Genomic DNA, 25,546 nt, shown 5'->3' with positions numbered 1-25,546 from the left:
TGGTTTGTTTTTTGCCCACAGATAACGCAGATTTTCGCAGATGATTATGGGAAATTATATTTTTTATTGATATAAAAAGAGACTATCATTTCTGACAGTCTCTTCACTATGATTGTGTTTTAGTTTACCTTACTGAATAATCAGTTTTAAAGTAAACAGCTTTCTTCCGTGTACTTTTACAAAATAAACGCCCGCAGGAAGATTTTCGTTCACGAGAGAAAAACGCTGGTTATTGATATTTTTTGATACATACAGCAGTTCTCCGGAAGCTGAAACCAATTCGATTTTCTCAATCGGGTAATCACTTTTAATAAAAGTAGACTGTCCCGGTTTGGTTGGGTTTGGATATAAGACTACATTTTTCTCTGTACTTCTTGTTTCTTCAGTTCCCAAAGTAGGTGAAGTTACCTGGAACTGTACCCTGTTTGAAACTTCTGTATAGGAATCATTGGTAAACATTACCATATAGTAATTCCCTGGCGTTGCAGGTACAGCTGTTCCCTGGATGGTTTTTGTTCCCTGAGTCACTCCGTCAAAATAGGTGTACGAAACAAAATTATCATCCGGAGTCTGAACACTTTGAGGATAAATTCCTAACCAGTCTTTAATGATTCCCGGAGAATCCGTCCAGGAAGCGGTAATATTTTCACCTAAAGTATAAACAGGTTTGTTGATCCAAAGATCTGTAACAATATCCCCTACTTTAAAGAATACCTTCTCCCCGATTCCGTTATATCCGTCTTCCAGTAAATACTGAGCATAATAATATCCTTTTGGAAGTCCTGTAAAATTAAGAGTTCCGGATGCTGTTGTTACATAACTCCATTTAATAGAGGCTGTAGTTCCCGGAGTTTGTCCCATTTTATAAATTCCAATCCAGTCTTTCTGCAAATTGGGTCCGTTTGTAAAATTAATAGTAACCGTTCCTCCTACAGGATAAGTATCGGCAGTAGCCTGAAGCTGTACTTTCGGTCCTACGTAGAAATTTTTCCTTGGAGTGATTTCCGTATATCCGTTGTTGGCAAAAAAACCTGCAAAATATTGGCCTTTATTCGGAAGACCATTAGTGAAAGTTACGGTTCCTGCAGTCTGTCCATTCGTATAAATATATCCTTGTGAAGTGGTTGTTGCCGGAGTTTGTCCTTTCTTATAGATTCCTACCCAGTCCTGCTGATTTCCGGGACCGCCTGTGAAAGTAGCTGTGATAGCTTCATTCTGAGCATATTCTGTTTTGTTTAAAGTAAAGGTTGGGTTTGACACTACACTTCCCGTAATTTCAAACTGCTTCACATCACTCCACTCACTCCACTCAAGGTTTCTGTCCCTGTAACGTGTTTTTACATAATAAATTCCGTTCGGAATAGAATTCGCTGCCAATGTTACTTTAGTGATATCTACTCCATCATTCAGGTTTTTGGTTTTATCCGGAGTTCCGTTTCCGTCTTTTCCGAACCAGTTTTCAAAATCACGGTAAAATTCTTTTTCAATTACAGAAAAATTCGAAGCTTTACTGATCAGGAACTGAGTTGTATTCAACAGCTCTCCGTTGGAAGAAGAAAACGCACTTCCATTCAATGTTAAAGGTAAAGTAATCGGACCTGAAAAATTGTTTGTAATAGATGGTTTCGCCGGCTTAGGCTGATTTTTATACCTGTGGAAAGAATCTACCAGTACATTGTTTTTCTTATTGTACACCCCACCAATAGAATAGCATTCAACATCTACCTTTCCGGTTGGAACATCTACTTCCACAATCTGGTACGTCCAATCTGTTAACGTTTTCTGAACATCGTCAAAATCCTGTTCATTTGACATTCCCCAATACTGATCCCACGCTGTTCCTCCGGAAATAATCTGATAGTTTGGAGTATTTTTAAGCTGACCTCTGTGGTATAGATGATGGTGAGCTCCAACGTGCATCAGGTATTTGTTGGAAGTTACCAGAAGCGGCACCGCATTTTCCCTTACCCATGTTGAGATGTCTCCTACATATTGCTCAGCCTGATAAGGTCTGTGGCTTAAAGAAATAATCCAGTCTACAGTCGGATCATCATTAGCTGCCGTCAAGATCTGCTGAAGCCAGGTCTGCTGTGCTGATCCTGTATGCTCGGAACTTAAACTCACAAATAAAACATTCCCGGCCTGCTGAGCATAGTAATTCTCATTTCCAGAACTTATATTCTTATATTTGATTTCGTCAATATAAAAGTGGGCATAATAAGAATTCATTCCTAAAGTACCGTAGGTTTCATGGTTTCCTACCGTTGTCTGAATAGGCAGGTACGGAGATAATTTGATATTCTTTTTAAAGTGAACATTTTCATAGTGATCCAGTGTTCCCACATCCACCTGATCTCCCACCATAAAAGTAAGGGCAATATTATCTGACGGATCGGAAGCAGCCCCGAATTTTTCCTTTAATTTTTTATAAGCATTCAGCGTAAGGGTGTCATATCTTGGTTCTGCTTTGATCTGGTTGTCACCCATGATAAGGAAACGGATCTTTCCATTGGCTGTTGCAGCCTGTCCCGGCAGGGGAAGTGTTCTGAAATTATAAACAGCAGACTCACTGGTTCCTGTTTTTATTTTATAATAATACTTTGTATTAGGCTGCAGATTGGTAATCTTTGCTGTGTGATAATAGTAGTTATTGTTGTATCCCGTATCTGAAAAGATATTGGTGGTTCCGGTTACCGTCACATTCAGATTGGTTGGAGAATCTCCATAGATTACTGTTGTTTCATTATTGGAAGAAGTTTTCCAATTGACGATCATGGAATTCGGAGTGGGATTTTGTAAATAAGGAAACAAAACCTGCCCGAAAGCCATCTGGACCGCGAAACAAAAAAAGAAGAAATAATGTTTCATAATCGTTTTCGTTTTAAAATAACATATAGAATTTCGAATTGTAAATCAGTCATTTAAAAATCATTGTTCAGATTTTCATTTCGGGCAAAAGTAGAGTTCATATATAAACTTTTGCTGATGGTATTTTAAAGAAACCGTTAAATTTTAAACAAAATCAGGAAGAAAAAATTATAGTTTTTAGCACATAAATTATTTGGCATATTTGAAAACTATTTTGTACATTTGCAACCTGTTATTCAACCTCTGACGAAAAACGTGTAAGTTGCTTAGCTTTAACATTTTATTTATTAATAATGGATTTATTAAAGTACGTACAAGACAAGTACATCGCGAAAAAAGAATTCCCTGAATTCAAAGCAGGTGATACAATTACTGTGTATTACGAAATTAAAGAAGGACAAAAAACAAGAACTCAGTTCTTCAAAGGAACAGTTATCCAACTGAGAGGTACTGGTTCTACAAAAACTTTCACTATCAGAAAAATGAGTGGTGATGTAGGTGTAGAAAGAGTATTCCCTATTAACATGCCTGCACTTCAGAAGATTGAAGTTGACAGAAGAGGTAGAGTTAGAAGAGCTAGAATTTACTACTTCAGAGACCTTAGAGGTAAGAAAGCAAGAATCAAAGACGCTGCTTACAAGAAGAAATAATTCAGACAACAATACATACAAAAAGAGGCTGTTTACTTATAAACAGTCTCTTTTTTTTTTGAAACATTTTCTTACTTTCTATATGGGGTTCCACTTCCGGTTTCCAGAAACTTTTTTAAACTGCCAAGGAATTGCTGCCATCCACCGGAACAGATTTCATAGCATTCAATATCCGGATTCAGGCCGATATGCGTAAGCTTTACCTGAGTGATAGTATTTTTCTGCTCAATTTCCCAGACAATTGTTGTCCCGATCCATTCCGTCTGATTTTTTAATTCAGGAAGCGCAATCAGTGAATCTTCTACCAACCAGACAATTTCTGCATTGTCCGTTAATTTTTTTATCCGCATTGTTTTGTGAATCTGATCTCCGAATCTTATGGTAAAGACGACGCCTACCTGAGAAGATGATCCTTCAAACATTTCGGTCCACCAAAGAGGAATTTCATGGGTCAGGGCATGATATACTTTATCTGCTGTAGCATTGACCTCCATTACATGGGTGTAATTCTCAACGCTATTTGTATTAAGTGTTTTCATAAAATTATTGTATTAGGTACTACAATTTTATGTAAATTATTCTGAATCAGACTTTTCATAAGACAAGAAATATGTGAAACCTAAATTACTCATTCTTCAAAAGATACTGCAAAGGTGTTGTTCCTGTATGCTTTTTGAAAAACTCTATAAAAGCACTGTCTGAGGGGAAGTCTAAAATATATGACACTTCCCCTATTGAATTGCCTTCAGCCAAAAGTTCAATCGATCGCTGAAGCCGCCATTGCTGTCTCCAATCCTGGTAAGACAGTCCGGTTTCTTTTTTAAAAATGCGGCTGATCGTTTTTTCTGCAGCTCCGGCTTTTTGTGCTAGATCTTTCAGCATTGGCGGTACAGACTGCCGTAACGTCCATTCTTCGGCAATTTTCGTAAAGCGCTTATCCTGTGGCATTTTAAGTTCTAGTTTTTCTTCCGGAGCCTTGCTCATTTCATCCCAGAATACTTTTAAAAGATTAGTCTGATCGTTACTTAGGGCCGGCCATTCCCAAAAACAAATCCTTTCAATAATCTCCTTTAATAAAGGGTTTACATGCAGAACCTTCAGATCAGATTTCATATATTTCCTGGAGTAGCTTACGTCAAAATAGATTGATCTGTAGGCTACAATATTCCTGAAATTCACCCGGTGAACTTCATGGGCCGGAATCCAAAGCATTCTGAAAGGAGGAAGAATTAACTGCCTGTCAGAGGTAGTCACAGTCATACAGCCGGATGGTGCATACAACAGCTGGGCTTTTGTTGTATGAAAATGAAACCCGGAATCATGCATTACCATATCAGAAGCTATGCCGACTACTTGTTCATGAATTGAGTCTGCGTCAAAGTCTTCAGTTTGTTTCAGTAAAGCCATGTCCTATTTTTGATATTTTTTGTTTTTATATCATTATAAATATACATTGATTTTTTGGAAACTTTGCAGAAAAAAATGAGAAAGACAAACCCAATCTGGCTCCTGACCTCACTTGTCATGCTTCCACAGTTTGCAGAAACCATTTACAGTCCCGTTTTGCCGATGGTACAAGAGCATTTTGGAATCAATGAAGAATCAGCTACCCTGACCATCAGTTTATATTTTATAGCATTTGCCATAGGTGTTGCATTTTGGGGCGTTCAATGCGACAGGATCGGAAGAAAAAAATCTTTGGAATATGGTCTTATCACCTATGGAGCAGGCACTCTGGCGGCTGTTTTCGCTCCTGGTTTTATCACTCTCCTCGGTGCCAGGATCATTTCAGCGTTCGGAATTGCCGTAGGTTCTATTGTAACTCAAACCATTTTAAGGGATACATTTGACAAAGAAGATATCAGCAAAGTATTTTCCTGGATCGGGATTGGTTTGTCTGTCAGTCCGGTAATAGGAATGGTTACCGGTTCAATATTAGCCTCCTTTGGCGGACATCAAAGCGTATTTATTACGCTGTGTGTTTTGGGTTTACTTTTTTTACTACTTTCCAGGCAGAAAATTTCTGAAACTCATCACTCAAAGAAATCCGTCAACTTAAAGACTTTGATCAATTTACTGAAACGGATGCTTCATGATCAGAGCATCATTAAGTGTTGTTTACTGATCATGAGTTTTAATGTTCTGCTGTTTTCTTACTATTCACTGGCTCCGTTTATATTTAAAGAAAATCATTATTCTTCTTATACTTTCGGATACAGCAGTATCATTCTGGCTGGAGGCACATTCGCCGGAGCAAAGTTCAACCGATTTCTGCTGCTGAAAAATATACAACCCGAATATTTAGTGAAAGCGTCTACATCTTCAGCATTTATTGCTTCAGTATTTGTCTGGATTCTTATCAATAAAGGGATCTGTTTTTTAATCCCTTATTTTTTTATTGTGATGGCATTCAGCATTGCTATTCCGAATATTCTGAGCACCGCACTCATTAATTACAAAAATGAAACGGGAACTGCAGGCGCCTTATTAGGATTAATGTATTATATACTGATAGGTTCAGGACTGATAAGTATTGGTTTTATACAAAATCTGGGCATTTCGTGTGTCTTGTTTTCAGGAATTGGAATCTGTACTTTATTATTCTTTAAGAACAAATAAATTAATTTACTGTATAAAGTTATACAGTGCCTCAAAAAATTTTGGGTATACTTCAATATGAGGAAGATGTCCTACATTATCAATCTCTACAAGCTTTGAACCGGCAATTTCGTGTTGGGTTTTCTTTCCCAGTTCCTGATACTGCCCCATTTTAGGTTGAAGTTCTTTAGGAGCTCTGTCCTTTCCTATCGCGGTTCTGTCTCTCGTCCCAATAATAAGCAATGTAGGAACTTTGATATTTTTAAATTCATAGCATACCGGCTGGTTGTAGATCATATCCGAAGTAAGCGCTGCATCCCAGGCCACCTGTGGATAATCTTTGTGAAGAGTCCACCCTGCAATTAAGTCAAGCCAGGGTTGGTATTCTTCTTTCCATTTGTTATCATAATAGAATTTCAGCTGATAATTTTTATAGGTTTCCGCTGTGTTTTTAAGCTCAGACTGGTAGGCCTGATCAATGGTTTGGTACGCTGCGAAAGTTTTATAATCTTCAAGTCCTATCGGGTTTTCGAGAATCAGCTTCTGTACTTTATCGGGATACAGTAACGTAAATCTGGTCGCCACCATTCCTCCCATTGAGTGTCCAAGCACTATCGTTTTATCAATTTTTAATTCATCCAGAACCGCTTTGGTATTTTCTGCCAGCTGTGAAAAGGAAAACTGATAAGCATGAGGCTTTGAAGACTTTCCAAATCCTATCTGATCAGGAATAATTACTCTGAATCCTTTAGCTGAAAGGTCTTTCGCTGTTCTTTCCCAATAAGCTCCATTAAAGTTTTTCCCATGAAGAAGCATGATTACTTTTCCATTTGGTTTTTGTGGCTGTACATCCATATAAGCCATTTTCAAATCTTCTCCCTGAGACTTGAAATTGAGAAAATGAACTTCATAAGGATATTGATAATCAGATAACATTGCATCCAAAGGTCTTACCTGTGAAAACATAAAACCGGACATCGTTACTGTGAAAACGGCTATTATTTTTCTGAAATATTTCATGAAGCTTTATTTTAAAGATTAAAATTAAAAAAAACCGCTCCAACGGGAACGGTTTCAACTGTTATTTTTAGTTAAATATTATTAAGACATTTCTGCCATTGAAACTTCTTTTTCTTTTTTTGAAGGTAAATTCATCAAAACAATAGCAAAAAGAATCAGGGCAATCCCTACCCATTGGATGAAAAACACTTTTTCTCCCAGTAAAACAAAAGCCATCGTTACAGAAACCGGAAGCTCAAGAGATGAAACAATACTTCCCAATCCTAATCCTGCATTCGGAAAACCGATATTGAATAAAACCGGTGGAATGATCGTCCCAAACAAAGCCAGAACAAAACCGTATGTCAGGAAAATTGAATAGTTAAACGGGTGAATATGTTCTGTATTATCTGTAAAATTTAAGTACAATGATTTTAACCCATCAAAATACATTGGTCCTATCTGGGCAAAGAATAAAAATGCAAAAACCACCACAGAACCTCCTGCCAGCATAATGATACTCTTTCTGAAAACCGGAAGATGAGTAGCCAGCGTATTGGAAGTAAACATCGTTAAGGTATATGAAGCAGCTGCCATCAATCCCCAGAAGACGCCATGCCAGTCAAGTTCTATTTCCATATTAATAAGATTGGTTGCCAGAACAGTTCCCAGCAATACAATAATTACAGAAACTACTTTTCTTGCATTAGGAAGTTTCCGGGTAAGGATACTTTCAACTACCACACTGAACCAGACCGACTGCATCAGCAATACAATAGCAATGGAAACATTGATGTATTGAACTGCAATATAATAGAACAGACTCGTTCCTCCAAGGGAAGTTCCCGCAAGCAGCAACATTCTGACTTCTTTAGAACTTGGCGCCGATAATTTCTGCTTCGAGATTAGGGTCTGAATAAAATTAAGGATCAGAAGTCCTGTCAAACCTAATACGAATTGGGAAGTAGTTACTTCTGAGGTTGTAAAACCATCATGGTAAGCCATTTTCACAAAAGTGGCCAACATACCGTATATACTAGCTCCAATCCCTACAAATAAAACACCTTTTAGTATATTTTTCTTCTTCATAATTTTTTTAACAGCCTGCAAAGGTACGATATATAAATTAAATGATAGTAAAGTGCTGTGGTAACGGATAAATAAAATCGCCACAAGCAAGCTTGTGGCGATTCTGAAATGAATTATAAAAGTAAATTATTTTTTAACCATTACTTTCGAAGCAGCTTCGAAACCAAGTCCTTTTATTTTAACCATATAAGTTCCGTTGACAAGATTGCTTGTAGAGATTGCTTTCTTGGCATCCGGTGAAATCTTATCTTCTGAATAAACCAGCTTACCAGACATATCATAAAGTTCTACACTCACTTTTCCAAGGGTATTGCTTGGGAAGTTAATATAAAATTCGTCCTTAGCGGGGTTTGGATAGATAGAGATATTCTTATTCTTATCAGCATTTACTTCATTGGTAGCCAGCAGACATTCTTCCGGTACATTGAAGTCCTGAACCTGATCATTGATATTATTTTTAACTCCTGCAGATGCATTTACTCCAAGACCTCTTCTTGCAAAAACGCCCCAGATCATACATTTATCCTGTCCCTGTGTGGTAGCTAATTCTGCAGCCAATATTGCATTTCTTCCATCAATAAAGCTTGGATTACAGCCCTGTAATTTCAGAGCATCTGTTACCAGCTGTAACACTTTTGTACTTCCATTTGGAGTGGTTGATAATACATCTGAAGAATAGCCATATTTCTCAACATATTTCCAGTGAAGGTCCCATAACATCGTTGCCCATACAAAACCAATAGAGTGTACATCCGGAACGATTGCTGATCCGTTATTGTATTCCATTCCGTTGGTATTTCCATAAGTAAATCCGTTAACCGCAAGATTTGTTGAATATTTTGCAGGTCTGATACCAGCACCTGTTATCGCCTGCCCCAGCGCATAAGTCCCAGTACCTCTTGCTACAGTAGCATTGTCACCGGCTTTATTGGTTAACATTAAGGCAAAGAAATCAGACCAGCCTTCTCCCATTTGTTCTTTACTTACGTTAGCATTCAGACATGCATATCCTGCACCTGTCATTCTGTTTGATATTCCATGACCGTATTCATGGGTTACAATTCCGTTATCAAAGCTGCCATCCGGCGTCATATTCCCTTTTAGGGTAACATTTACAGTTGTACTTGCTGCAAGCTGAGTTTTGATGTATTCTCCCTCTGTATTGGTTATCAATACTGAAGGAATGGTAATTGAAGGATCATTCCCCGCCATATTTCCTATAGTAGAGCCATTCGCTACATTATTATATATAATCGCTGCTTTAGCTCCGGCATCCTGAAGATTTTTCACTTTAATTGCAAAAGCACATGTGCCTCTTTCAACCAATCCTATTTTATCAGTCAGTGAACTTGCCGGTAAAGCTGTACATCCATCCAATACTGATGAAAGTGCTACATCTCCGGTTATCCCGCTCATAGGTAACGGGTTTCCAAACTGCGCTGTTCCTGCTCCTGGTGTACGGGAAACGGCGGCAGAAGGTGCATTGTAATAGAATACTCTTCCTACCGGAGACCAAAGATACATTTGCATCTTTCCATTGTATCCGTCTTGAGGTGAAGAGAAATTTGCGTTATTTAAGCCGCTTCCATCCTGCGCCTCTGCATATACAGAGTCATCATCTCCTCCTACAGGTCCGCTACCAAAATTGTTCTGCTGAAAATTTCTCGCAGATTCTGTAAATCCGAACTTGTAGAAAATATCGTGAATTCTGTTATTCAGATAAAATAAGTTAGTAATAGCAGCATTTCTGTTGTTTAAAGGCGTTTCATTAATATTAAAAGGGAAATCAAAATTTCTTGTTGCTCCTCCGTCTGCCGGAGTTCCTGTAAGATAATCAGGTGCTGTTAAAGCAGTTCCCGCTGCATCTTCATAGGCAAAAACGTTATTTCCTCTCGTAATGGTATAATGATTAGTACCGTCAGAATGCCATCCTTCAGGAGAAGCACTCAGGATCCATGGGTTGGTAATAATGGATCTGGAACCAAAGGTTGGTGCTTCAATAGGCAATGGAAATACATTGTATGATGCATTATCCGGTAAAAGCAATGGAATGTTATTCTCTGCTATATTATTCTGAGGTCCTGTTAATGTATTTTCAAAATGATCAGCATGGCTGTACTCTGAATCTGAACTGTAAGCATCATGATGGAAATTACATGACAATGTCAGGTTATTTTTTAACAGGATATTTCCATTGTTCGCATCTACCAAGATATTCCAGTAGTTTGGAGATTTTGGCTCCATTAAGGTATATTCATAAGCAAGACGCAGGTTTCCGCTTTCATCATTCGTATAAACCAGCCTTTGATTGGCTGAAGTAGCTCTTTTCTGGGTCTTTTCAAGGTATCCAAGAATAGTAAAATCAGCAATATCCGGATTTTTCAGTTCTTCAGCAATCTTTTGAAGCGCTGTAGTTTTAGTAATCGCAGCGGTACCTGATGTAGATGTAGTATAATCTTTTACAAAATTATCTGTGTAATAAACAATTTTATTGTCCTTAATCAATGCCGTTCCTACAGAACTGTATACAGGTAAACCATTATAGGTCTGTAAAAATTTTACAACATTTCCGTTCAATGATTTTGAAGGATCTACATTATCAACAATGAAATTATTAAGGTCAGACTTTTTATATTCCCTTATTTTGTTTTGAGAAATATAATCTTTAATCAGTTTTTCATTATCCTGTCCGAATAATATTGTCGGAAATGCAGAAAATACTGCAAATAAAAGAGGTAAAGCTTTGTTTTTCATATCCATTATTAAAGACGCTAATCTACAAATAATTCACACAAGTTTAATATTTTTTTTATCAAAAATTAAAATATAACGAAATACATATATAAAACAGAATATTAAAATTATTTTACATATTTATCAATCAACAGAAAAGTATCATACATTTAGATTTATTAGGTTTTGTTTTTGGTTTTCTATGTGTCTTTTGATTTAAATATTTCCACCAAATAAATTATTTTATTAATAAATTTTCTATTGTATATATCAATCAACTTTTAATAGTTTACTTGAAGGAACTGGTTATTTTAACATCTTAAATATTCTGCTGTTCTTCCTTACATATATTCACAAAAAAAGCCGCTCAAATGAGCGGCTCCCTATTTATATCAATGGTTCAAAGATTATTTACCTTCTTCCATTTTTCTTTTCAACTCTGCTAATGCATCGATGTCTCCAAGAGTAGATCTTTCTTCGTTGTTAGAAGAAGAAGTTACGTTTCTAGAAGAAGCTTCTTTTACGTTTTTCTTCTCTTCGTCTCTAAAGATACCTGTGTGAGATACTACTACTCTCTTGAATTCTTTGTTGAATTCGATTACTTTGAATTGAGCTTCTTCACCTTTTTTGATTTTAGATCCATCTTCTTTCTCTAATAATCTTGAAGGGCAGAAAGCTTCTACTTCAGCATCTTCGAATTGAACAGAAGCTCCTTTATCGTGAACTTCTACAGCTTTACCAGCGTGGATAGTTCCTTCAGCATATTTAGTTTCGAATTTATCCCATGGGTTTTCAGTCAATTGCTTGTGACCTAGAGATAATCTTCTAGCCTGAATATCTAATTCAAGAACTACAACGTCTAATTTATCACCTACTGCGCAGAACTCAGATGGGTGCTTGATTTTCTTAGTCCAAGAAAGATCAGAGATGTAGATTAATCCGTCGATACCTTCTTCTAACTCTACAAATACACCAAAGTTAGTGAAGTTTCTTACAGTTCCTACATGCTGAGATCCTACAGGATACTTAGCTTCGATGTTTTCCCATGGATCTTTAGATAATTGCTTGATACCAAGAGAAATTTTTCTTTCTTCTCTATCTAAAGTTAATACTTCAGCTTCTACTTCATCACCTACTTTTACGAAATCTCCGGCAGATCTTAAGTGAGTAGACCAAGACATTTCAGAAACGTGGATTAATCCTTCAACACCTGGAGCGATTTCTACGAATGCACCATAGTCAGCAAGAACTACTACTTTTCCTTTTACTTTGTCTCCTACTTTAAGGTCAGCAGAAAGAGCATCCCAAGGATGAGCTTCTAATTGCTTCATACCTAACTGGATTCTTGTTTTCTCGTCATCGAAATCAAGGATTACAACTTTTACAGTCTGTCCGTCCTCAAGGATTTCAGATGGGTGGTTCACTCTAGACCAAGAAAGGTCTGTAATGTGGATCAATCCATCTACACCACCTAAGTCGATGAATACACCGTAAGAAGTAATATTCTTAACAGTACCTTCAAGAACTTGTCCTTTTTCAAGTTGAGCGATGATTTCTTTTTTCTGACCTTCGATATCTGCTTCGATCAATGCTTTGTGAGATACAACTACATTTTTGAACTCAGGGTTGATTTTCACAACTTTGAACTCCATAGTTTTTCCTACGAACTGATCGTAATCTTTAATTGGCTTAACGTCAATTTGAGAACCAGGTAAGAATGCTTCGATTCCGTGAACGTCAACGATCATACCACCTTTAGTTCTTGATTTAACAAAACCGTTAACGATTTCACCAGTTTCGTGAAGTTCGTTTACTTTATCCCAAGCTTTAAGCGTTCTTGCTTTTCTGTGAGATAATTGTAACTGACCAGTTTTGTCTTCTCTTTTGTCAACCATTACTTCTACCTCGTCACCTACTTTAAGGCCTTGGTTGTAACGGAATTCGTTAAGAGAGATAACACCTTCAGATTTGAAGTTGATGTCAACGATAGCTTCTTTATCAGTTAATCTTACAACTTTACCAATTAGAACGTCGTTATCGTCTAAGTTGTTTAAAGATCCGTTGTAGATTTCTTCTAAATCGCTTTTCTCTTTTCTAGCATCAGCATCAAGACCAGATTCGAAAGAATCCCAGTCAAATTGTTCAGGTGCTACGTTTTGGTTTAATAATAATTCAGCTGAATTTGTCTCTTTTGACATAATTCTAAAAAATTTGTATTCCTTCTCTTTCAACGGTCTTAATCAATGTGATTGAAAAATACGGAAGTTATTAATATTTAATATTTTACTTTCTCAGACCTTTACCACAAAAAGTGGGTGCAAAGATAAGCAATTTATTTAAGATAAGCAATAGGTTACACAATCTTTAAAGCTCATATAACTCCATGATAATCAATTGTCATCTATTCTTTTTTCATTAAACAGTACAGCTGATTATGGAAATTCTTCACTTCAATGCCCTATGCTCAGAATGACAGTAACGTCGAACTTATAACTGATCTTCATCTCAAACCTCCACTTTCACAACCTAAACCCTCCTACTCTCAAACTCTAAGACTCTCCCACTAAAAATTCAAACTCCGAAATTCACTACCTTTGCACTATGGAACTACAATCAATCTATCAGAAACTGCAGATTCAGGATATGAATCAGATGCAGAAATCTACTTATAAAGCGTCTGAAAATAATACGGATATTGTTTTGCTCTCTCCTACAGGATCCGGAAAAACCCTTGCTTTCTTATTTCCTGTTCTCAGAAATCTGAAAAAAAATGTACAGGGCGTTCAGGCTTTGATCCTGGTTCCGGCAAGGGAGCTTGCTTTACAGATTGAACAGGTTTTTAAAGCGATGGGAACAGATTTTAAAGTTTCTGTCTGCTATGGCGGACATGATAAAAAAATTGAGGTCAATAATTTAATTGAAGCTCCGGCTGTATTGATCGGGACTCCCGGAAGAGTTGTTTATCATTTAAGAAATAACAATTTTGATCCGAAAACCATTAAAACATTGGTTCTTGATGAATTTGATAAAGCACTGGAGCTGGGCTTTCATGATGACATGGAATTTATTTGCAATTCTTTAAAAGGACTTTCACAAAGAATTCTGACGTCTGCAACAACAATGGATGAAATTCCGGCCTTTACAGGATTGAAAGATCAAAAAGTAATCAGCTTCCTGAAAGAAAATGACGTAAAACCTGACCTTCAACTAAGAAAGGTTATGACGATTCCGGAGGAAAAACTGGATACGCTTTTCAACCTGGTTTGTAAAATCGGAAACAAGAGAACCCTGATCTTCTGCAATCATCGTGATGCGGTAGACCGTATCTCTGAACTTCTTCATCAGATGGGAATAGACAGGGAAACTTTCCATGGCGGCATGGAACAGGACGAAAGAGAACGTGCCTTGCTTAAATTCAGAAATGATTCCGCAAGGATTCTTATTACAACGGATCTGGCTGCCCGCGGGCTTGACATTCCTGAAGTAGAATCTATTGTTCATTACCAGCTTCCTCCAAAAGAAGATGCCTTCATCCACCGAAATGGACGTACTGCTAGAATGAATGCCAAAGGTTTTGTCTACCTGATCATGACTGAAGAAGAAAACTTCCCATTCATTAAAAATAATACCCCCGAAGAAAGTGTTGCTGGGTTTACTAAAGTTCCACAAAAAACACCTTTCCAGACCATTTACATCAGTGCAGGAAAAAAGGATAAAGTAAATAAAGTGGATATTGTAGGTTATTTACTGAAGAAGGGCGAATTACAGAAAGAAGATGTGGGAATTATTGAAGTAAAAGACACTACGTCCTATGTTGCCGTTTCCAGAAATAAAGTAAATGCCCTTTTAAGAAAGCTTCAGAACGAAAAACTGAAAGGAAAAAAGGTGAAAATGGAAATTGCTTATTAAACCTTCTATTCAATACTTTATTGTCATTGCGAACGAAGTGAAGCAATCTCATATTCAATGAAAGAGATTGCTTCGTCGCTATGCTTCCGCAAAAATTATTTTATTCCTCTTACTCTCAAAGGGAAGGTATAAACAGACTTGGAGGCAGTAATGAAAAGAATATCATTATTTTTTCCGCCGAAAGTGACATTGGAAGTCCAGTCTTCAGGAATCGGAATATGGTAGATCTTCTTCCCGGAGCTGTTAAAAACATGAACTCCATTTCCGGTTAAATATAAATTTCCATGTTTGTCCATAGTCATTCCGTCTGAACCCATTTCACAAAAGAGTTTTTTCTCAGACAGTTTTCCTTCACCTAAAATATCATACACATAAGTCTTTCCGGCGTCAATATCAGAAATGTATAATTTTTTTAATTTTTCACTTCCTACAATTCCATTGGGTTGTGTAAATGTTTCCAGCTTTGTAACTTTTCCTGTTTTATCCCTGTAATAAAGACTTTTATGAGGCAGTTCCTGTTTGAAATCTATCCAGTAATCCCTTTTGTATAAAGGATCTGTAAAATACATTCCTCCAAATTCATCATTCCACACATCATTCGGACCGTTCAGTCTTTTTCCTTCAAAACCTTTAAGCAGGACTTCCACTTTTTTATCTTTGGAAATCTTCCAGATCTCTCCCTGATTGTCTGAACAGGTGATCAAATACCCGTCTTTGTCAAAATGAGTTCCGTTGGCTCTTCCTGTTTTATCAAGAAATTCTATCACCTGATTGCTTTTCCAGTCCCAGTAATAAATCTTATCATTAGGCTGATCGGTAAAGTAAACATTTCCATCCTTATCTGCTGATGGCCCTTCTGTGAAACTAAACTTATCTGAAACCTTTTCCGGCTGTACTCCTTCATAAAACATTTTACTATAATTTACTGATTGACAGTTTACCAATGCGAAAACCAAACCAATCATACCCATTTTAAAGATATTCTTCATACTTCATTTTTAAACCCGCAATTTACAATATCAATAATAGCTTTCAAAATATTTTCTCTTTCTGATACAATAAAAAGTATAATTTAAAAATGTCCCAATTGTACTATTTTTTAAGTAGATCATATTAGCAGCAAAAAGATATAATGCGGAGCTTTGCAGTAGCAGGATCAATCATTTTTTTCATAGAAATCAATGTAAGAAACAAGATCGGTCAGGATGAAAATTGTACCAAAATACTTTATAGCATACAACAATGAGCGCAGAGTCCAACAATATCAAGTCTTTGGAAATTGAAAATGAAGATTTCAGAAATTCCGTAGGAACCATGGATGAAACCGGAAAAAGGAAATGGGTTTTCCCCAGAAAGCCTAAAGGTAAGTACACCAACTACAGGAATTATACGAGCTATCTTCTTCTTGCTTTATTTTTTGGGTTGCCGTTTGTAAAGATTAACAATAATCCCTTTCTGCTTATTAATGTTATCGACAGGAAATTCTTTATTCTCGGCCAGCCTTTTTACCTGCAGGATTTTTTTATTCTTGCTCTGGGGGCAGTAACTTCTGTGATTTTTGTGATGCTTTTTACGGTCGTTTTCGGGAGAATATTCTGTGGCTGGCTGTGTCCGCAGACCCTTTTCATGGAAATGGTCTTCCGGAAAATCGAATATTGGGTTGAAGGAGACCGGAATAAGCAGATGAAGCTTGACAGACAGGAATGGGACGCAGAAAAAATACGGAAAAGACTGACCAAATGGTCTGTATTTCTCTTGATTTCACTGATCATTTCCCACTTCATGTTCATGTACATTGTCGGATATGAAGAGGTTATCCGTATTATGAGTGAAGGACCTGCTGAACATTCTCTGAAGTTTGTAACGATGATATTCTTTACCATGGCTTTCTATTTTGTTTTTGCATGGCTCCGTGAACAGGTCTGCACATTGGTTTGTCCTTACGGAAGACTTCAGGGTGTATTGATTGACAAGCAAACCATTAATGTCTATTATGATTTTAAAAGAGGTGAAGGCCGCGCAAAATGGAGAAATAATGAAGACAGAAAAGCTGCGGGGAAAGGAGACTGTATCGACTGTAACCAATGTGTTGTAGTCTGCCCTACAGGAATTGATATCCGAAACGGCCAGCAACTGGAATGCGTGAACTGTACGGCATGTATTGATGCGTGTGATGAAGTAATGGAAAAAGTAGGTTTGCCTAAAGGACTGGTACGGTATGCTACGGAAGCTGAAATTGAAAATCAAGACAAGTTCAGATTTACTCCGAGAATGAAAGCAACCACTGTAATTCTTGCTCTGTTAATCGGATTTCTTGGATTTTTAATGTACGACCGTGGTTCTATGGAAGCCAAATTTATTAAACCGGCAGGCTCTACCTTTTTCGTTAAAAATGATAAAATCACCAATACTTTTATTTATACCCTTCTGAATAAATCGAATGAAAAGAAAACCCTTACCATTAAAGTTATTACTCCGGCAAATGCGGAAATCACTTATTTTGGTTCTGAAAAAATTATATTGAAAGGAGACCAGATCCTGAAAGGAAACATCAACATTTCTTTCCCTGAAGACGAGATTAAGTTCTCAAAACAAAATATGGTGATCGGAGTGTTTGATGAAAAAGGAAAACTTGTGGATTCATTTGAGACAACTTTTGAAGGACCATTTAAATTGGCACTTTAGGTTGCAGATAGCAGGTATAGTTTACAGGAATAGTCGTTGATATTTCCATTATTCCCCTCTTCTGGAGGGGTGGCGAAAATTCAAAGAATTTTTGACGGGGTGGTTCCAACAATCTCTCCTCTGAACTTTAAACTTTAAACTGATTAAGCTTTATATTTCCTCATAAACTGTGTGGGAGTCATTCCGGAGCTTTTCCGGAATACTCTTACAAAGTAGGAATATTCTTCATATCCCAACCTGAAAGCAATTTCCACCAGGCTTTCGTCCAGATACATCAGCATCCTTTTAGCTTCCAGCACTACTCTTTCCGTAATAATATCAGTCGCTGTTTTTTGAACAACAGTCTGTGCAATCCTGTTCAGATGTTTGGATGAAATTCCCAGCAAAGATGCGTAATAAGCAATTGATTTCTGCTGTGTAAAGTTCTGCTCAATCAGGTTTTCAAAATCCTGAAAATGCTTAAAATAAGAAAGTCCGGCTGCGGAAGCCAACGTATCAAAGTCTTTTGAAAACAATCTGGCAGCATTAATGAAAATCCGGGACATCAATGACAAAATAAGACCTTCTTTCATTATATTTTTTGCCTGATGTTCTGCGCCCAGTTCCTGAAACAAACTTACATTCTTCTTAAGCTCCTGAGTATCCAGCTGAAGTTTTCTCGGGAAAGATACAGATCCGAAAAAAGGAAAGTTTCTTAGTTTCTGATTGACATAATGCATTTCATAAAACTCCTGGGAACAAAAGAAAATATAACCTTCAATATCCTCCGAAAGCTCCCAGCTGTGAACCTGCCCCGGCGACAAAAAGAAAAGACTTCCTTCAGAGACTTCATATTTATGAAAATCAATTTCATGGACTCCTGACCCTTTTGTAAAGAGAACGGCGGCATAAAAATCATGTCTGTGAGGTTTCTCTATATGACGATGTCCCACCACCAGATGATTCTTCATGGTATTAAAGTAAAAGTCCGAAGTATTTTTACCCGCCTGAAAAAGATCGATATGAAGAACTGAGATCGGATTCATTAATATGAGTGTAAGAATTTACAAATTTAAATAAAAAGAACTGGCACATGATAATCCTTTTATATGATACTTCACTTACTCCCATAAATTCCTTTAAAAACAAAGCCTGACCGCACTTTTTGCAATATATTTTGGATAAAACTTTAAAAAATTTTTATCTTTGAAGTTTAGGAGTTGTAAAATGAAAATAAATTTACCTGATAAACTGTATTATTCTATAGGAGAAGTTGCAAAAGCATTCGATGTAAACACTTCATTAATACGCTACTGGGAACAGGAATTCCCGATTATCAAGCCTAAAAAAAACAGAAAAGGAAACCGATATTTCACCCCTGAAGACATCAAAAATCTTCAGATGATCTACCATTTGGTAAAAGAAAAAGGTTACACCCTTGACGGAGCCCGTGTAGCTCTTACGACCAACAGTAAAATTTCCGAAACCATCACCCTGATCGACCGGCTGGAGTTTGTAAAAGCTGAGCTTATTAAACTGAAAGAATCTCTCGGAGAAAAGGATAGTGAATAAGGTATTCAAAATATAGAAAAGCCGCCGCAATAAATTGCGGCGGCTTTTTATTGATTGATTGTTTATGGAGCTATTCACTGAGATGGAAATGCAAAAAACATTCGTTAATTCGAGATCTTTATTCAGGTAAAAATTATTCATCCTTTTTTTTAAAACTCACTACCAGATATTCTCCGTTTGAACAATATTTCTTACAGCTATCATCTTTAAAGCTTTCAGGTTTTTTGGTGAACTCTTCTATATATTTTGTACTTTCAGCTGTATCAGCCGGAACGATAACAATATGGTAATTGTCAACCACGGTACTGTCAGCTTTTTTCAAAGCCTCTTCCTTGTATTTTAATGCTTCACTGTATTTCATAGTATTATTAATTATTGGTGTTGAATAGATATGGCAAAAAATTACAAAAACCAAGCCGTTTGAAGGAAAAGATGCTACAGAGAAAAAACATCCAGAACTTTTAGCTTCGATTACGAAATTATATCACATAAAAACGTTATACTCATTATCTTATAAACAATAAAACACTTTCTCTGTATAATCTTTAACCATTTCATCATCAGCTATTGCTGTGTTTTATTTTTATCAATAAGTTTACTTCATGATGAGAAAAAACTATTACCGAAAACTGGCATTTATGGTCACCTTGCTGACTGTTTTATTTGTCTACCAGAAATATACCAGCCGGGAAAAGGAGCCTTTTCCTGAGGTTACATTCATTGCAGATGCTTCAACACCTGTAAGTCTGGCAGATTTTGATCCCAATGCGTTAAACAAAGAGCAATGGAAGAAACTGGGATTTTCAGAACAGCAAACTGCTACCATTCTTAAGTATAAAGATATCGTAGGCGGAAAGTTTACATCAAAAGAACAGCTGAGAAAATGTTATGCTATTTCTGATGAAAAATTCAGTGAACTTGCATCTTTCATCATGCTTCCTGAAATGGCAGAAAAAGGAAATTCCAAAGGATTCAATACAATTGAAAAGAAGGGAATTATTATTTCAGGAAAGTTCAATCCTGATCTGTTATCTGCTGATGACTGGCTCAGGATAGGCTTCAGTGAAAGACAGGCAGAAGCCATTATAAAGTATAAAAATTATTTAGGCGGAAGCTTTATCAGTAAAGAGAAATTTAAAGAATGCTTTATTATTTCTCCGGAAAATTACAACAAACTTGAACCCTATATTCTACTGCCGGCAAAAACTCCTGAAAACTTCAGAAATTTTACGAAAAACAATCCTGTAAAATCTAGAATTCAGTATCATACTTTTGATCCTAACCAACTCAATCTAGAGGATTGGAAAACTCTTGGATTCTCAGAAAAGCAGGCAGCCACCATCATGAATTACCGCAACAGGAATTTACAGGGAAGTTTTAAAAATCCTGAAGATCTGCAAAAATGTTTTGTGATTTCAGCTGAGAAATTTCAGGAAATGAAACCGTACATTAAATTTCAGGAAAAACAGCAGGAAAAAACAGATTTTTCAAAAACAGATCTTAATATGATTACTTTCAAACAGCTTATGGAGTTCGGGCTGGACGAAAGAAGCGCAGGTTCAATCATTGGTTTTAGAAAGAAGCTGGGAGGTTTTATGAATAAGCAGCAGATTCTAAGCACTTATAATATTGATCAGGATCTTGTTCAAAAGCTGATTTCAACAGCACCGCTGAATACAGCCAATGTTCCAAAGTATACATTAGTAGATGCACCTGAAGAATGGCTTAAAAATCATCCTTATTTCAAATACTCTGCAGACAAAATCATATACTACCGGATCAGCAATCCGGATGATAAAAAAATATGGAAACTGTTGAAATTAAAACCCGAGTACGAAGAAAAAATGAAATTATACATAAAATAAAACTATTCCAAAATAACCTCCCGGAATAGTTTTATTAAGGCTAAATACTGAATTTTAATGATGCATATAACTGCTGGGGCCGTTGGTTCCTTCAATCGATTCCGGCAGTATCCCATATTTGTTACGCAGATCTACTGTCCCCAGTTTTTTTCCGGTATTAATATCAATAATACTGATGGTTCCGGAGTTTAAATTAGGAAGATCCAATAGATTATTTTGTACCGCTACAACATCTTTTCCTGATCTGGTTTTAAAGAAAGCCATATGATGAGCTCCTTTATCAGCGTCAAAAGTTTTCAAAAGTTTCAGCTGAGGAATATTGCTTATATCAAACACAAGCACTTTTCCAGGATCTGCAAAACTTACGTAAAGTTTATTGGTATCATCAATATACATTTCAAGTGTCCAGCCTAACCCTTGTGTGCTTCCGTCAAAGATCTTCGTAAAGGCATCATACTTTTTGGTTGTATTATTGTATGGAGCTATCCAGATATCTCCTCCAAGCATGGTTGTAGCAAGCGCATACTGTGGAAATTTTCCACGCAGCAGTAAAACTTCAACAGGAGCAGACAAATCTGTTGGTGAATCTGCTACCTGATAGGTTTCTTTGATTTCATAAGTATTCAGGTCTAATAAAGTACAGGTATTTCCCATCCCTGTTGTAAGATCCGGATGAATGGTAGAGGTTACCATCATCAGCCCTTTTTCTTCATTAACTGAAATACCATGCGGATACATGATAAATTTATTGGGATTACTCTGAATAGGTGCTTTAATCGTCTTGATAAGCTGATTATTGTTAGCGTTAAAAACCCCGATGCTCCCATCTTTCGGACCTCCTGCCCCACCCATGAAGGTCATAAAGTACCTTCCGTCATTAGTGAAAAATAAATTTTCACCTACCGTATTCTCACCGGTATCAATAGAAGTTGCACTTATGAGTTTTGGCTGCCCATTCTGATCTTTTCCCGTTTTTACTTCATAGAGGTAACTGCCTCCCAAAGCTGTTGTAAACATTTTTTTTGCATCAAGATTGTAATAAATATGATGTGGCAATACCCCAATACCCAATTCAAGCTTACTGCTGATGTTTCCAAAATTCGGAGCTTCGGGATCAAGCTCTATAACGGCCATTCCGTCTGATGCTCCTTTTAAGCTTCTGTAATCAATGTAAAACGAAGTGTTATGGGGATGGTAGGGATTGTGATTCTCGTTCAGACAACTCGTAAATATTGCCAACGTAATAAACAGGAACACTGAATTAAATTTTAATTTCATGATTTTATGATTATGGTTGTTAGTCTTATAAATATAATATAATTCCTGTAAAAAATAAAATATATTACACCAATATGTGAAAAATCATCACTAATAAAAAAAATACCATCCGATTATAATACCGAATAGTAAGAAATTAAAATCGTTAAAAAAATTCTGCTTTTAATCAAAGGTTTTACTGGAATCAGCCAGTAAAGCGTTTAGCGTATTAAGCTCATCATCAGTCAGATCTCTCCACTTTCCTACCGGAAGATCAAGCTTGATATTCATGATGCGGATTCGTTTCAGCTTTTTTACTTCATATCCGAGATATTCGCACATTCTTCGGATCTGTCTGTTGAGACCCTGAGTAAGAATGATTCTGAAATTCATTTCATCAATCTTCTCAACTTTACATTTTCTGGTAATGGTATCAAGAATCGGAACACCGTTTCTCATTTTTTCCAGAAACTTTGGAGTGATTGGTTTATCGACACGAACTAAATATTCTTTCTCGTGATTATTACGGGCTCTCAGAATTTTATTGACAATATCACCGTCACTTGTTAAAAGAATAAGTCCTTCACTAGGTTTATCCAGTCTGCCGATAGGAAAAATCCTTTTCGGATGGTTGATATAGTCTACAATATTATTCTTTTCTCGTTTTGTATCTGTGGTACAAACAATTCCTACCGGTTTATTAAAAACAATATATACCGGTTTTTCCTGAGGTTCTCTGATCGGTTTCCCATCTACTTCTACAAGATCTTCGTCTGAAACTTTTGTTCCCAGCTCAGGAATTTTTCCGTTTATTTTGATTCTTCCCTCTTCCAAAAGCTTATCTGCTGCTCTTCTTGAGCAGTATCCTACTTCTGATAAATATTTATTGATACGCGTCTTTTCCATTAGTCTTTTCCGTAGCCGGTATAATTTTTATTGCTGAAAATAGTAATTCCGTAATTTAAGCCTGTAAAAAAATATCATCACTATTGTAAGGCTTATGCCATTCATATTCTTACAGGCTTTCGAATCTGTAATCATTATTCAGGAACTGATCTGTAGCATCTTCAATTGCATAATCACCGATTTTGGTACGTCTCAGCTGTGTCAGATAAGCTCCTACTCCCAGTTCCTGCCCGATATCATGAGCCAGGCTTCTGATGTAGGTTCCTTTTGAGCATCCCACCATAAAACTTACAAGAGGAAAATCTATTTTGATATCTTTAATATAATGAATGGTTGTTTTTCTTGCCTTCATTTCAACTTCTTCGCCTGCTCTGGCAAGGTTGTAAGCTCTTTCCCCATCAATTTTAATGGCTGAATAAACCGGTGGTTTCTGTTCAATTTCTCCGACAAATTTCTCCAGAACTTCTTTTACCTGTTCTTCAGTAATATGAGAGATATCCTGATGAAGGATTTCAGGCTTTTCAGTATCATAGGACTCCGTCTGTACCCCAATCTTGATCTCTGTCCAGTATTCTTTAGGAGCATCCTGGATCTCTGGAATTTTCTTTGTGAACTTTCCACAGCAGACAATCAAAAGCCCGGTTGCTCTTGGATCTAAAGTTCCGGCATGTCCGATTTTAAATTTTTTAGGAAGATCAAATTCCCTTTTAAGTTTATATTTCATTTTATTGACAGCCTGAAAGGAAGTCCAGTCCAAGGGCTTATCCAATAAAAAAATGTATCCTGATTTCAGTTCTTCAGCGGTCATTTTTTCCAATATTATTTATTTCTTCCACTTGTTTGAAACTAACTTTATATTTATTGACAAGATAAAGAAGAATTACTAAAAATATAGTTATTACAGCTTTATAATAATAATGAATATAATCAGAATTATGATTAAAAAATAAAGCAATAAAAGATTTACTATTTATTAATAAAACTAATACGAGGTAAATATTTATTAATTGTATTGCAATTCTTTTTTTGTTAATCAAGAAAATGAAAATTACAATTGCAAAAATAAGAATACTTATTGCAAAAATATTATGTTTTAAACCTACATTATAAGCAAAAGGATGAATATTTAAAGGAATAATGATAAAGCCACCGAGGATAAAAAATAACAAGCAAAGAGCATTAACAAATTTCTTTTTAAATAATATTTTTTGCACTATTTAAAGAAATAAAAGTAAATCAACAGGGCAATTCCTACAAAAATACGGTACCAGCCCCAAGGTTTAAATCCATATTTATTAAGTACTCCAATGAATGCTTTGATCGCAATAAGAGCCACGATAAATGCCACTATATTTCCGATCACAAAGATCATAATGTGATCCTGCGAAGCCATGATCATTTCATATCCTTTTTGTGGATTGGCTGTTTCTTTTCCCCAGGTCTTAACAAAAACCGAGTATACCGTTACTGCCAGCATCGTAGGTACTGCAAGGAAGAAAGAGAATTCTGCAGCAGCTTTTCTTGTAAGGCCCTGTGTCATTCCTCCAATAATAGAAGCAGCACTACGGCTTGTACCCGGCATCATTGCAAGACATTGCCAGAAACCAATGGTAACAGCTTTTCTTATCGTAATTCCTTTTTCGTCATCAATTTTAGGATTCTTAAACCATTCATCAGCAAATAGTAAAACTACACCACCTAACACCAATACTGAAGAGATCGCAATCTGATTTCCAAGAACAGCCTCAATTTTATCATCAAATAAATACCCCAGTACAAGAGCCGGAACTACAGCAAAAGCAAGTTTGAAATAGAACTGAATATTATTTAAATCAAAAAACTTTTTCCAGTATGCTACCACTACAGATAAAATGGCTCCAAACTGAATAGACACCTGAAACATTTTTAAAAATTCTGTTTCTTCCAACCCCATAAGATTCGCTGTAAATCCCATATGTGCCGTTGAAGAAATCGGAAGGTATTCCGTAAGCCCTTCTACGATGGCAATAATAATTGCTTTGATTAAATCCATATTCTTTTAAAAATTAAAAAGATTAAAAGATTTAAGAATTAAAAAACAGCTCATTAGCTTACATCTTTCAATTCTTAAATTTTTTAATCCTTAAATAAAATTATTATTTATTTTCTTTTTAAGATTGCGTACACTTCTATTACAAAACCGATTACGACAAACAGAGGCGCTATCCTGATTCTTCTGATAGAAAAGATATCGTCATTCCATGAGTTCGGATCAAATTTTCCATCTACTGTATTAGCATCAGGCCCCATCATCAGTAGAAATCCTACTACAATAAATGCAAGCCCTATCAGCATCCATTTGAAATTCTGCTGCCCGAAATAGAAAGCGTTTTCCTGTGGCACTTCAGCTTCACGTCCAAAGTCTGAAGCGGAAAATTTATTTGTTTTTTTCCTCAT

General features: G+C 36.4%; 22 protein-coding genes. 6 read left to right on the top strand and 16 right to left on the bottom strand.

What is annotated here, in order from left to right; genetic code table 11:
* Positions 1-129: 129 nt before the first annotated feature.
* A complete protein-coding gene (locus tag EL165_RS25120) occupies positions 130-2,868 on the bottom strand; it encodes a fibronectin type III domain-containing protein (protein ID WP_002980646.1) in 2,739 nt (912 codons plus the stop codon).
* 293 nt (positions 2,869-3,161) lie between these two features.
* On the opposite strand from EL165_RS25120, the gene rplS reads away from it, so the two are divergent.
* The gene (rplS, locus tag EL165_RS25115) at positions 3,162-3,518 is read left to right on the top strand and encodes a 50S ribosomal protein L19 (protein ID WP_002980648.1); all 357 of its coding nucleotides are present in this window, start codon (positions 3,162-3,164) and stop codon (positions 3,516-3,518) included.
* 71 nt (positions 3,519-3,589) lie between these two features.
* Here the strand turns inward: rplS and EL165_RS25110 are convergent, their stop codons facing one another.
* Together EL165_RS25110 and EL165_RS25105 are read right to left on the bottom strand one after the other, a co-directional pair.
* Positions 3,590-4,057: an SRPBCC family protein gene (locus EL165_RS25110; protein WP_002980651.1), complete on the bottom strand. Its 468-nt coding sequence runs from the start codon at positions 4,055-4,057 to the stop codon at positions 3,590-3,592.
* 85 nt (positions 4,058-4,142) lie between these two features.
* Entirely contained in the window at positions 4,143-4,925 is a 783-nt protein-coding gene (locus tag EL165_RS25105) for an AraC family transcriptional regulator (RefSeq protein WP_002980653.1), read from the bottom strand.
* Between the two features lie 75 nt (positions 4,926-5,000).
* Between EL165_RS25105 and EL165_RS25100 the strand changes: the two genes are divergently transcribed.
* Entirely contained in the window at positions 5,001-6,137 is a 1,137-nt protein-coding gene (locus EL165_RS25100) for an MFS transporter (protein ID WP_002980655.1), read from the top strand.
* A gap of 6 nt (positions 6,138-6,143) precedes the next feature.
* On the opposite strand, the gene EL165_RS25095 is transcribed toward EL165_RS25100, so the two are convergent.
* The 4 genes from EL165_RS25095 to rpsA form a co-directional block, all read right to left on the bottom strand.
* Entirely contained in the window at positions 6,144-7,136 is a 993-nt protein-coding gene (locus tag EL165_RS25095) for an alpha/beta fold hydrolase (RefSeq protein ID WP_002980657.1), read from the bottom strand.
* 81 nt (positions 7,137-7,217) lie between these two features.
* Entirely contained in the window at positions 7,218-8,204 is a 987-nt protein-coding gene (locus EL165_RS25090; protein ID WP_041461527.1) for an EamA family transporter, read from the bottom strand.
* Positions 8,205-8,330: 126 nt separating this feature from the next.
* On the bottom strand, positions 8,331-10,958 hold the full coding sequence (locus tag EL165_RS25085; protein ID WP_164720354.1) for a T9SS-dependent M36 family metallopeptidase: 2,628 nt from the start codon (positions 10,956-10,958) through the stop codon (positions 8,331-8,333).
* A 386-nt stretch (positions 10,959-11,344) separates the two neighbouring features.
* Complete coding sequence (gene rpsA, locus EL165_RS25080) at positions 11,345-13,135, bottom strand: 30S ribosomal protein S1 (RefSeq protein WP_002980663.1); 1,791 nt, start codon at positions 13,133-13,135, stop codon at positions 11,345-11,347.
* Positions 13,136-13,538: 403 nt separating this feature from the next.
* Here rpsA and EL165_RS25075 point away from each other — a divergent pair, with 403 nt between their 5' ends.
* Positions 13,539-14,846: a DEAD/DEAH box helicase gene (locus EL165_RS25075; protein WP_002980665.1), complete on the top strand. Its 1,308-nt coding sequence runs from the start codon at positions 13,539-13,541 to the stop codon at positions 14,844-14,846.
* Positions 14,847-14,941: 95 nt separating this feature from the next.
* On the opposite strand, the gene EL165_RS25070 is transcribed toward EL165_RS25075, so the two are convergent.
* On the bottom strand, positions 14,942-15,835 hold the full coding sequence (locus tag EL165_RS25070) for an SMP-30/gluconolactonase/LRE family protein (RefSeq protein ID WP_002980667.1): 894 nt from the start codon (positions 15,833-15,835) through the stop codon (positions 14,942-14,944).
* Positions 15,836-16,088: 253 nt separating this feature from the next.
* On the opposite strand from EL165_RS25070, the gene ccoG reads away from it, so the two are divergent.
* Positions 16,089-17,531 carry a cytochrome c oxidase accessory protein CcoG gene (ccoG, locus tag EL165_RS25065; RefSeq protein WP_002980671.1) on the top strand — a complete coding sequence of 481 codons (1,443 nt, stop codon included), beginning with the start codon at positions 16,089-16,091 and terminating at the stop codon, positions 17,529-17,531.
* 143 nt (positions 17,532-17,674) lie between these two features.
* Here ccoG and EL165_RS25060 read toward each other — a convergent pair whose 3' ends face one another.
* Complete coding sequence (locus tag EL165_RS25060; protein WP_002980672.1) at positions 17,675-18,556, bottom strand: AraC family transcriptional regulator; 882 nt, start codon at positions 18,554-18,556, stop codon at positions 17,675-17,677.
* A 181-nt stretch (positions 18,557-18,737) separates the two neighbouring features.
* Here EL165_RS25060 and EL165_RS25055 point away from each other — a divergent pair, with 181 nt between their 5' ends.
* A complete protein-coding gene (locus EL165_RS25055; RefSeq protein WP_002980674.1) occupies positions 18,738-19,082 on the top strand; it encodes a MerR family transcriptional regulator in 345 nt (114 codons plus the stop codon).
* Between the two features lie 133 nt (positions 19,083-19,215).
* On the opposite strand, the gene EL165_RS25050 is transcribed toward EL165_RS25055, so the two are convergent.
* Positions 19,216-19,443: a hypothetical protein gene (locus EL165_RS25050; RefSeq protein ID WP_002980676.1), complete on the bottom strand. Its 228-nt coding sequence runs from the start codon at positions 19,441-19,443 to the stop codon at positions 19,216-19,218.
* Positions 19,444-19,684: 241 nt separating this feature from the next.
* Between EL165_RS25050 and EL165_RS25045 the strand changes: the two genes are divergently transcribed.
* The gene (locus EL165_RS25045) at positions 19,685-20,947 is read left to right on the top strand and encodes a ComEA family DNA-binding protein (RefSeq protein WP_002980678.1); all 1,263 of its coding nucleotides are present in this window, start codon (positions 19,685-19,687) and stop codon (positions 20,945-20,947) included.
* Between the two features lie 54 nt (positions 20,948-21,001).
* On the opposite strand, the gene EL165_RS25040 is transcribed toward EL165_RS25045, so the two are convergent.
* From EL165_RS25040 to EL165_RS25015, 6 genes are all read right to left on the bottom strand, one after another.
* Positions 21,002-22,225: a YncE family protein gene (locus EL165_RS25040; protein ID WP_002980679.1), complete on the bottom strand. Its 1,224-nt coding sequence runs from the start codon at positions 22,223-22,225 to the stop codon at positions 21,002-21,004.
* 162 nt (positions 22,226-22,387) lie between these two features.
* Positions 22,388-23,110 (bottom strand): 23S rRNA pseudouridine(2604) synthase RluF, encoded by a 723-nt coding sequence (gene rluF / locus EL165_RS25035; RefSeq protein ID WP_002980681.1) that lies wholly within the window; start codon positions 23,108-23,110, stop codon positions 22,388-22,390.
* Between the two features lie 109 nt (positions 23,111-23,219).
* Positions 23,220-23,918: a tRNA pseudouridine(55) synthase TruB gene (gene truB / locus EL165_RS25030; protein WP_002980683.1), complete on the bottom strand. Its 699-nt coding sequence runs from the start codon at positions 23,916-23,918 to the stop codon at positions 23,220-23,222.
* Positions 23,908-24,324, bottom strand: coding sequence for a hypothetical protein (locus EL165_RS25025; RefSeq protein ID WP_002980685.1), 417 nt, complete (start codon positions 24,322-24,324; stop codon positions 23,908-23,910). The genes truB and EL165_RS25025 overlap by 11 nt, the downstream gene beginning before the upstream one ends.
* Positions 24,324-25,142, bottom strand: coding sequence for an undecaprenyl-diphosphate phosphatase (locus EL165_RS25020; protein ID WP_002980687.1), 819 nt, complete (start codon positions 25,140-25,142; stop codon positions 24,324-24,326). The genes EL165_RS25025 and EL165_RS25020 overlap by 1 nt, the downstream gene beginning before the upstream one ends.
* A 107-nt stretch (positions 25,143-25,249) precedes the next feature.
* Entirely contained in the window at positions 25,250-25,546 is a 297-nt protein-coding gene (locus tag EL165_RS25015; RefSeq protein WP_002980689.1) for a DUF3098 domain-containing protein, read from the bottom strand.

Origin of the sequence: Chryseobacterium gleum (genome assembly GCF_900636535.1) — a bacterium.
In the GTDB taxonomy this organism is placed as follows: domain Bacteria; phylum Bacteroidota; class Bacteroidia; order Flavobacteriales; family Weeksellaceae; genus Chryseobacterium; species Chryseobacterium gleum.
Note: the sequence above shows the minus strand (reverse complement) of the source record. Positions and strands in the feature narration are given on the sequence as shown.

Excerpts from the sequence above, each read along its gene's own strand:
- EL165_RS25120 (WP_002980646.1), bottom strand. The coding sequence starts at position 2,868 with ATGAAACATTATTTCTTCTTTTTTTGTTTCGCGGTCCAGATGGCTTTC.
- rplS (WP_002980648.1), top strand. The coding sequence starts at position 3,162 with ATGGATTTATTAAAGTACGTACAAGACAAGTACATCGCGAAAAAAGAA.
- EL165_RS25110 (WP_002980651.1), bottom strand. The coding sequence starts at position 4,057 with ATGAAAACACTTAATACAAATAGCGTTGAGAATTACACCCATGTAATG.
- EL165_RS25105 (WP_002980653.1), bottom strand. The coding sequence starts at position 4,925 with ATGGCTTTACTGAAACAAACTGAAGACTTTGACGCAGACTCAATTCAT.
- EL165_RS25100 (WP_002980655.1), top strand. The coding sequence starts at position 5,001 with ATGAGAAAGACAAACCCAATCTGGCTCCTGACCTCACTTGTCATGCTT.
- EL165_RS25095 (WP_002980657.1), bottom strand. The coding sequence starts at position 7,136 with ATGAAATATTTCAGAAAAATAATAGCCGTTTTCACAGTAACGATGTCC.
- EL165_RS25090 (WP_041461527.1), bottom strand. The coding sequence starts at position 8,204 with ATGAAGAAGAAAAATATACTAAAAGGTGTTTTATTTGTAGGGATTGGA.
- EL165_RS25085 (WP_164720354.1), bottom strand. The coding sequence starts at position 10,958 with ATGAAAAACAAAGCTTTACCTCTTTTATTTGCAGTATTTTCTGCATTT.
- rpsA (WP_002980663.1), bottom strand. The coding sequence starts at position 13,135 with ATGTCAAAAGAGACAAATTCAGCTGAATTATTATTAAACCAAAACGTA.
- EL165_RS25075 (WP_002980665.1), top strand. The coding sequence starts at position 13,539 with ATGGAACTACAATCAATCTATCAGAAACTGCAGATTCAGGATATGAAT.
- EL165_RS25070 (WP_002980667.1), bottom strand. The coding sequence starts at position 15,835 with ATGAAGAATATCTTTAAAATGGGTATGATTGGTTTGGTTTTCGCATTG.
- ccoG (WP_002980671.1), top strand. The coding sequence starts at position 16,089 with ATGAGCGCAGAGTCCAACAATATCAAGTCTTTGGAAATTGAAAATGAA.
- EL165_RS25060 (WP_002980672.1), bottom strand. The coding sequence starts at position 18,556 with ATGAATCCGATCTCAGTTCTTCATATCGATCTTTTTCAGGCGGGTAAA.
- EL165_RS25055 (WP_002980674.1), top strand. The coding sequence starts at position 18,738 with ATGAAAATAAATTTACCTGATAAACTGTATTATTCTATAGGAGAAGTT.
- EL165_RS25050 (WP_002980676.1), bottom strand. The coding sequence starts at position 19,443 with ATGAAATACAGTGAAGCATTAAAATACAAGGAAGAGGCTTTGAAAAAA.
- EL165_RS25045 (WP_002980678.1), top strand. The coding sequence starts at position 19,685 with ATGATGAGAAAAAACTATTACCGAAAACTGGCATTTATGGTCACCTTG.
- EL165_RS25040 (WP_002980679.1), bottom strand. The coding sequence starts at position 22,225 with ATGAAATTAAAATTTAATTCAGTGTTCCTGTTTATTACGTTGGCAATA.
- rluF (WP_002980681.1), bottom strand. The coding sequence starts at position 23,110 with ATGGAAAAGACGCGTATCAATAAATATTTATCAGAAGTAGGATACTGC.
- truB (WP_002980683.1), bottom strand. The coding sequence starts at position 23,918 with ATGACCGCTGAAGAACTGAAATCAGGATACATTTTTTTATTGGATAAG.
- EL165_RS25020 (WP_002980687.1), bottom strand. The coding sequence starts at position 25,142 with ATGGATTTAATCAAAGCAATTATTATTGCCATCGTAGAAGGGCTTACG.
- EL165_RS25015 (WP_002980689.1), bottom strand. The coding sequence starts at position 25,546 with ATGAGGAAAAAAACAAATAAATTTTCCGCTTCAGACTTTGGACGTGAA.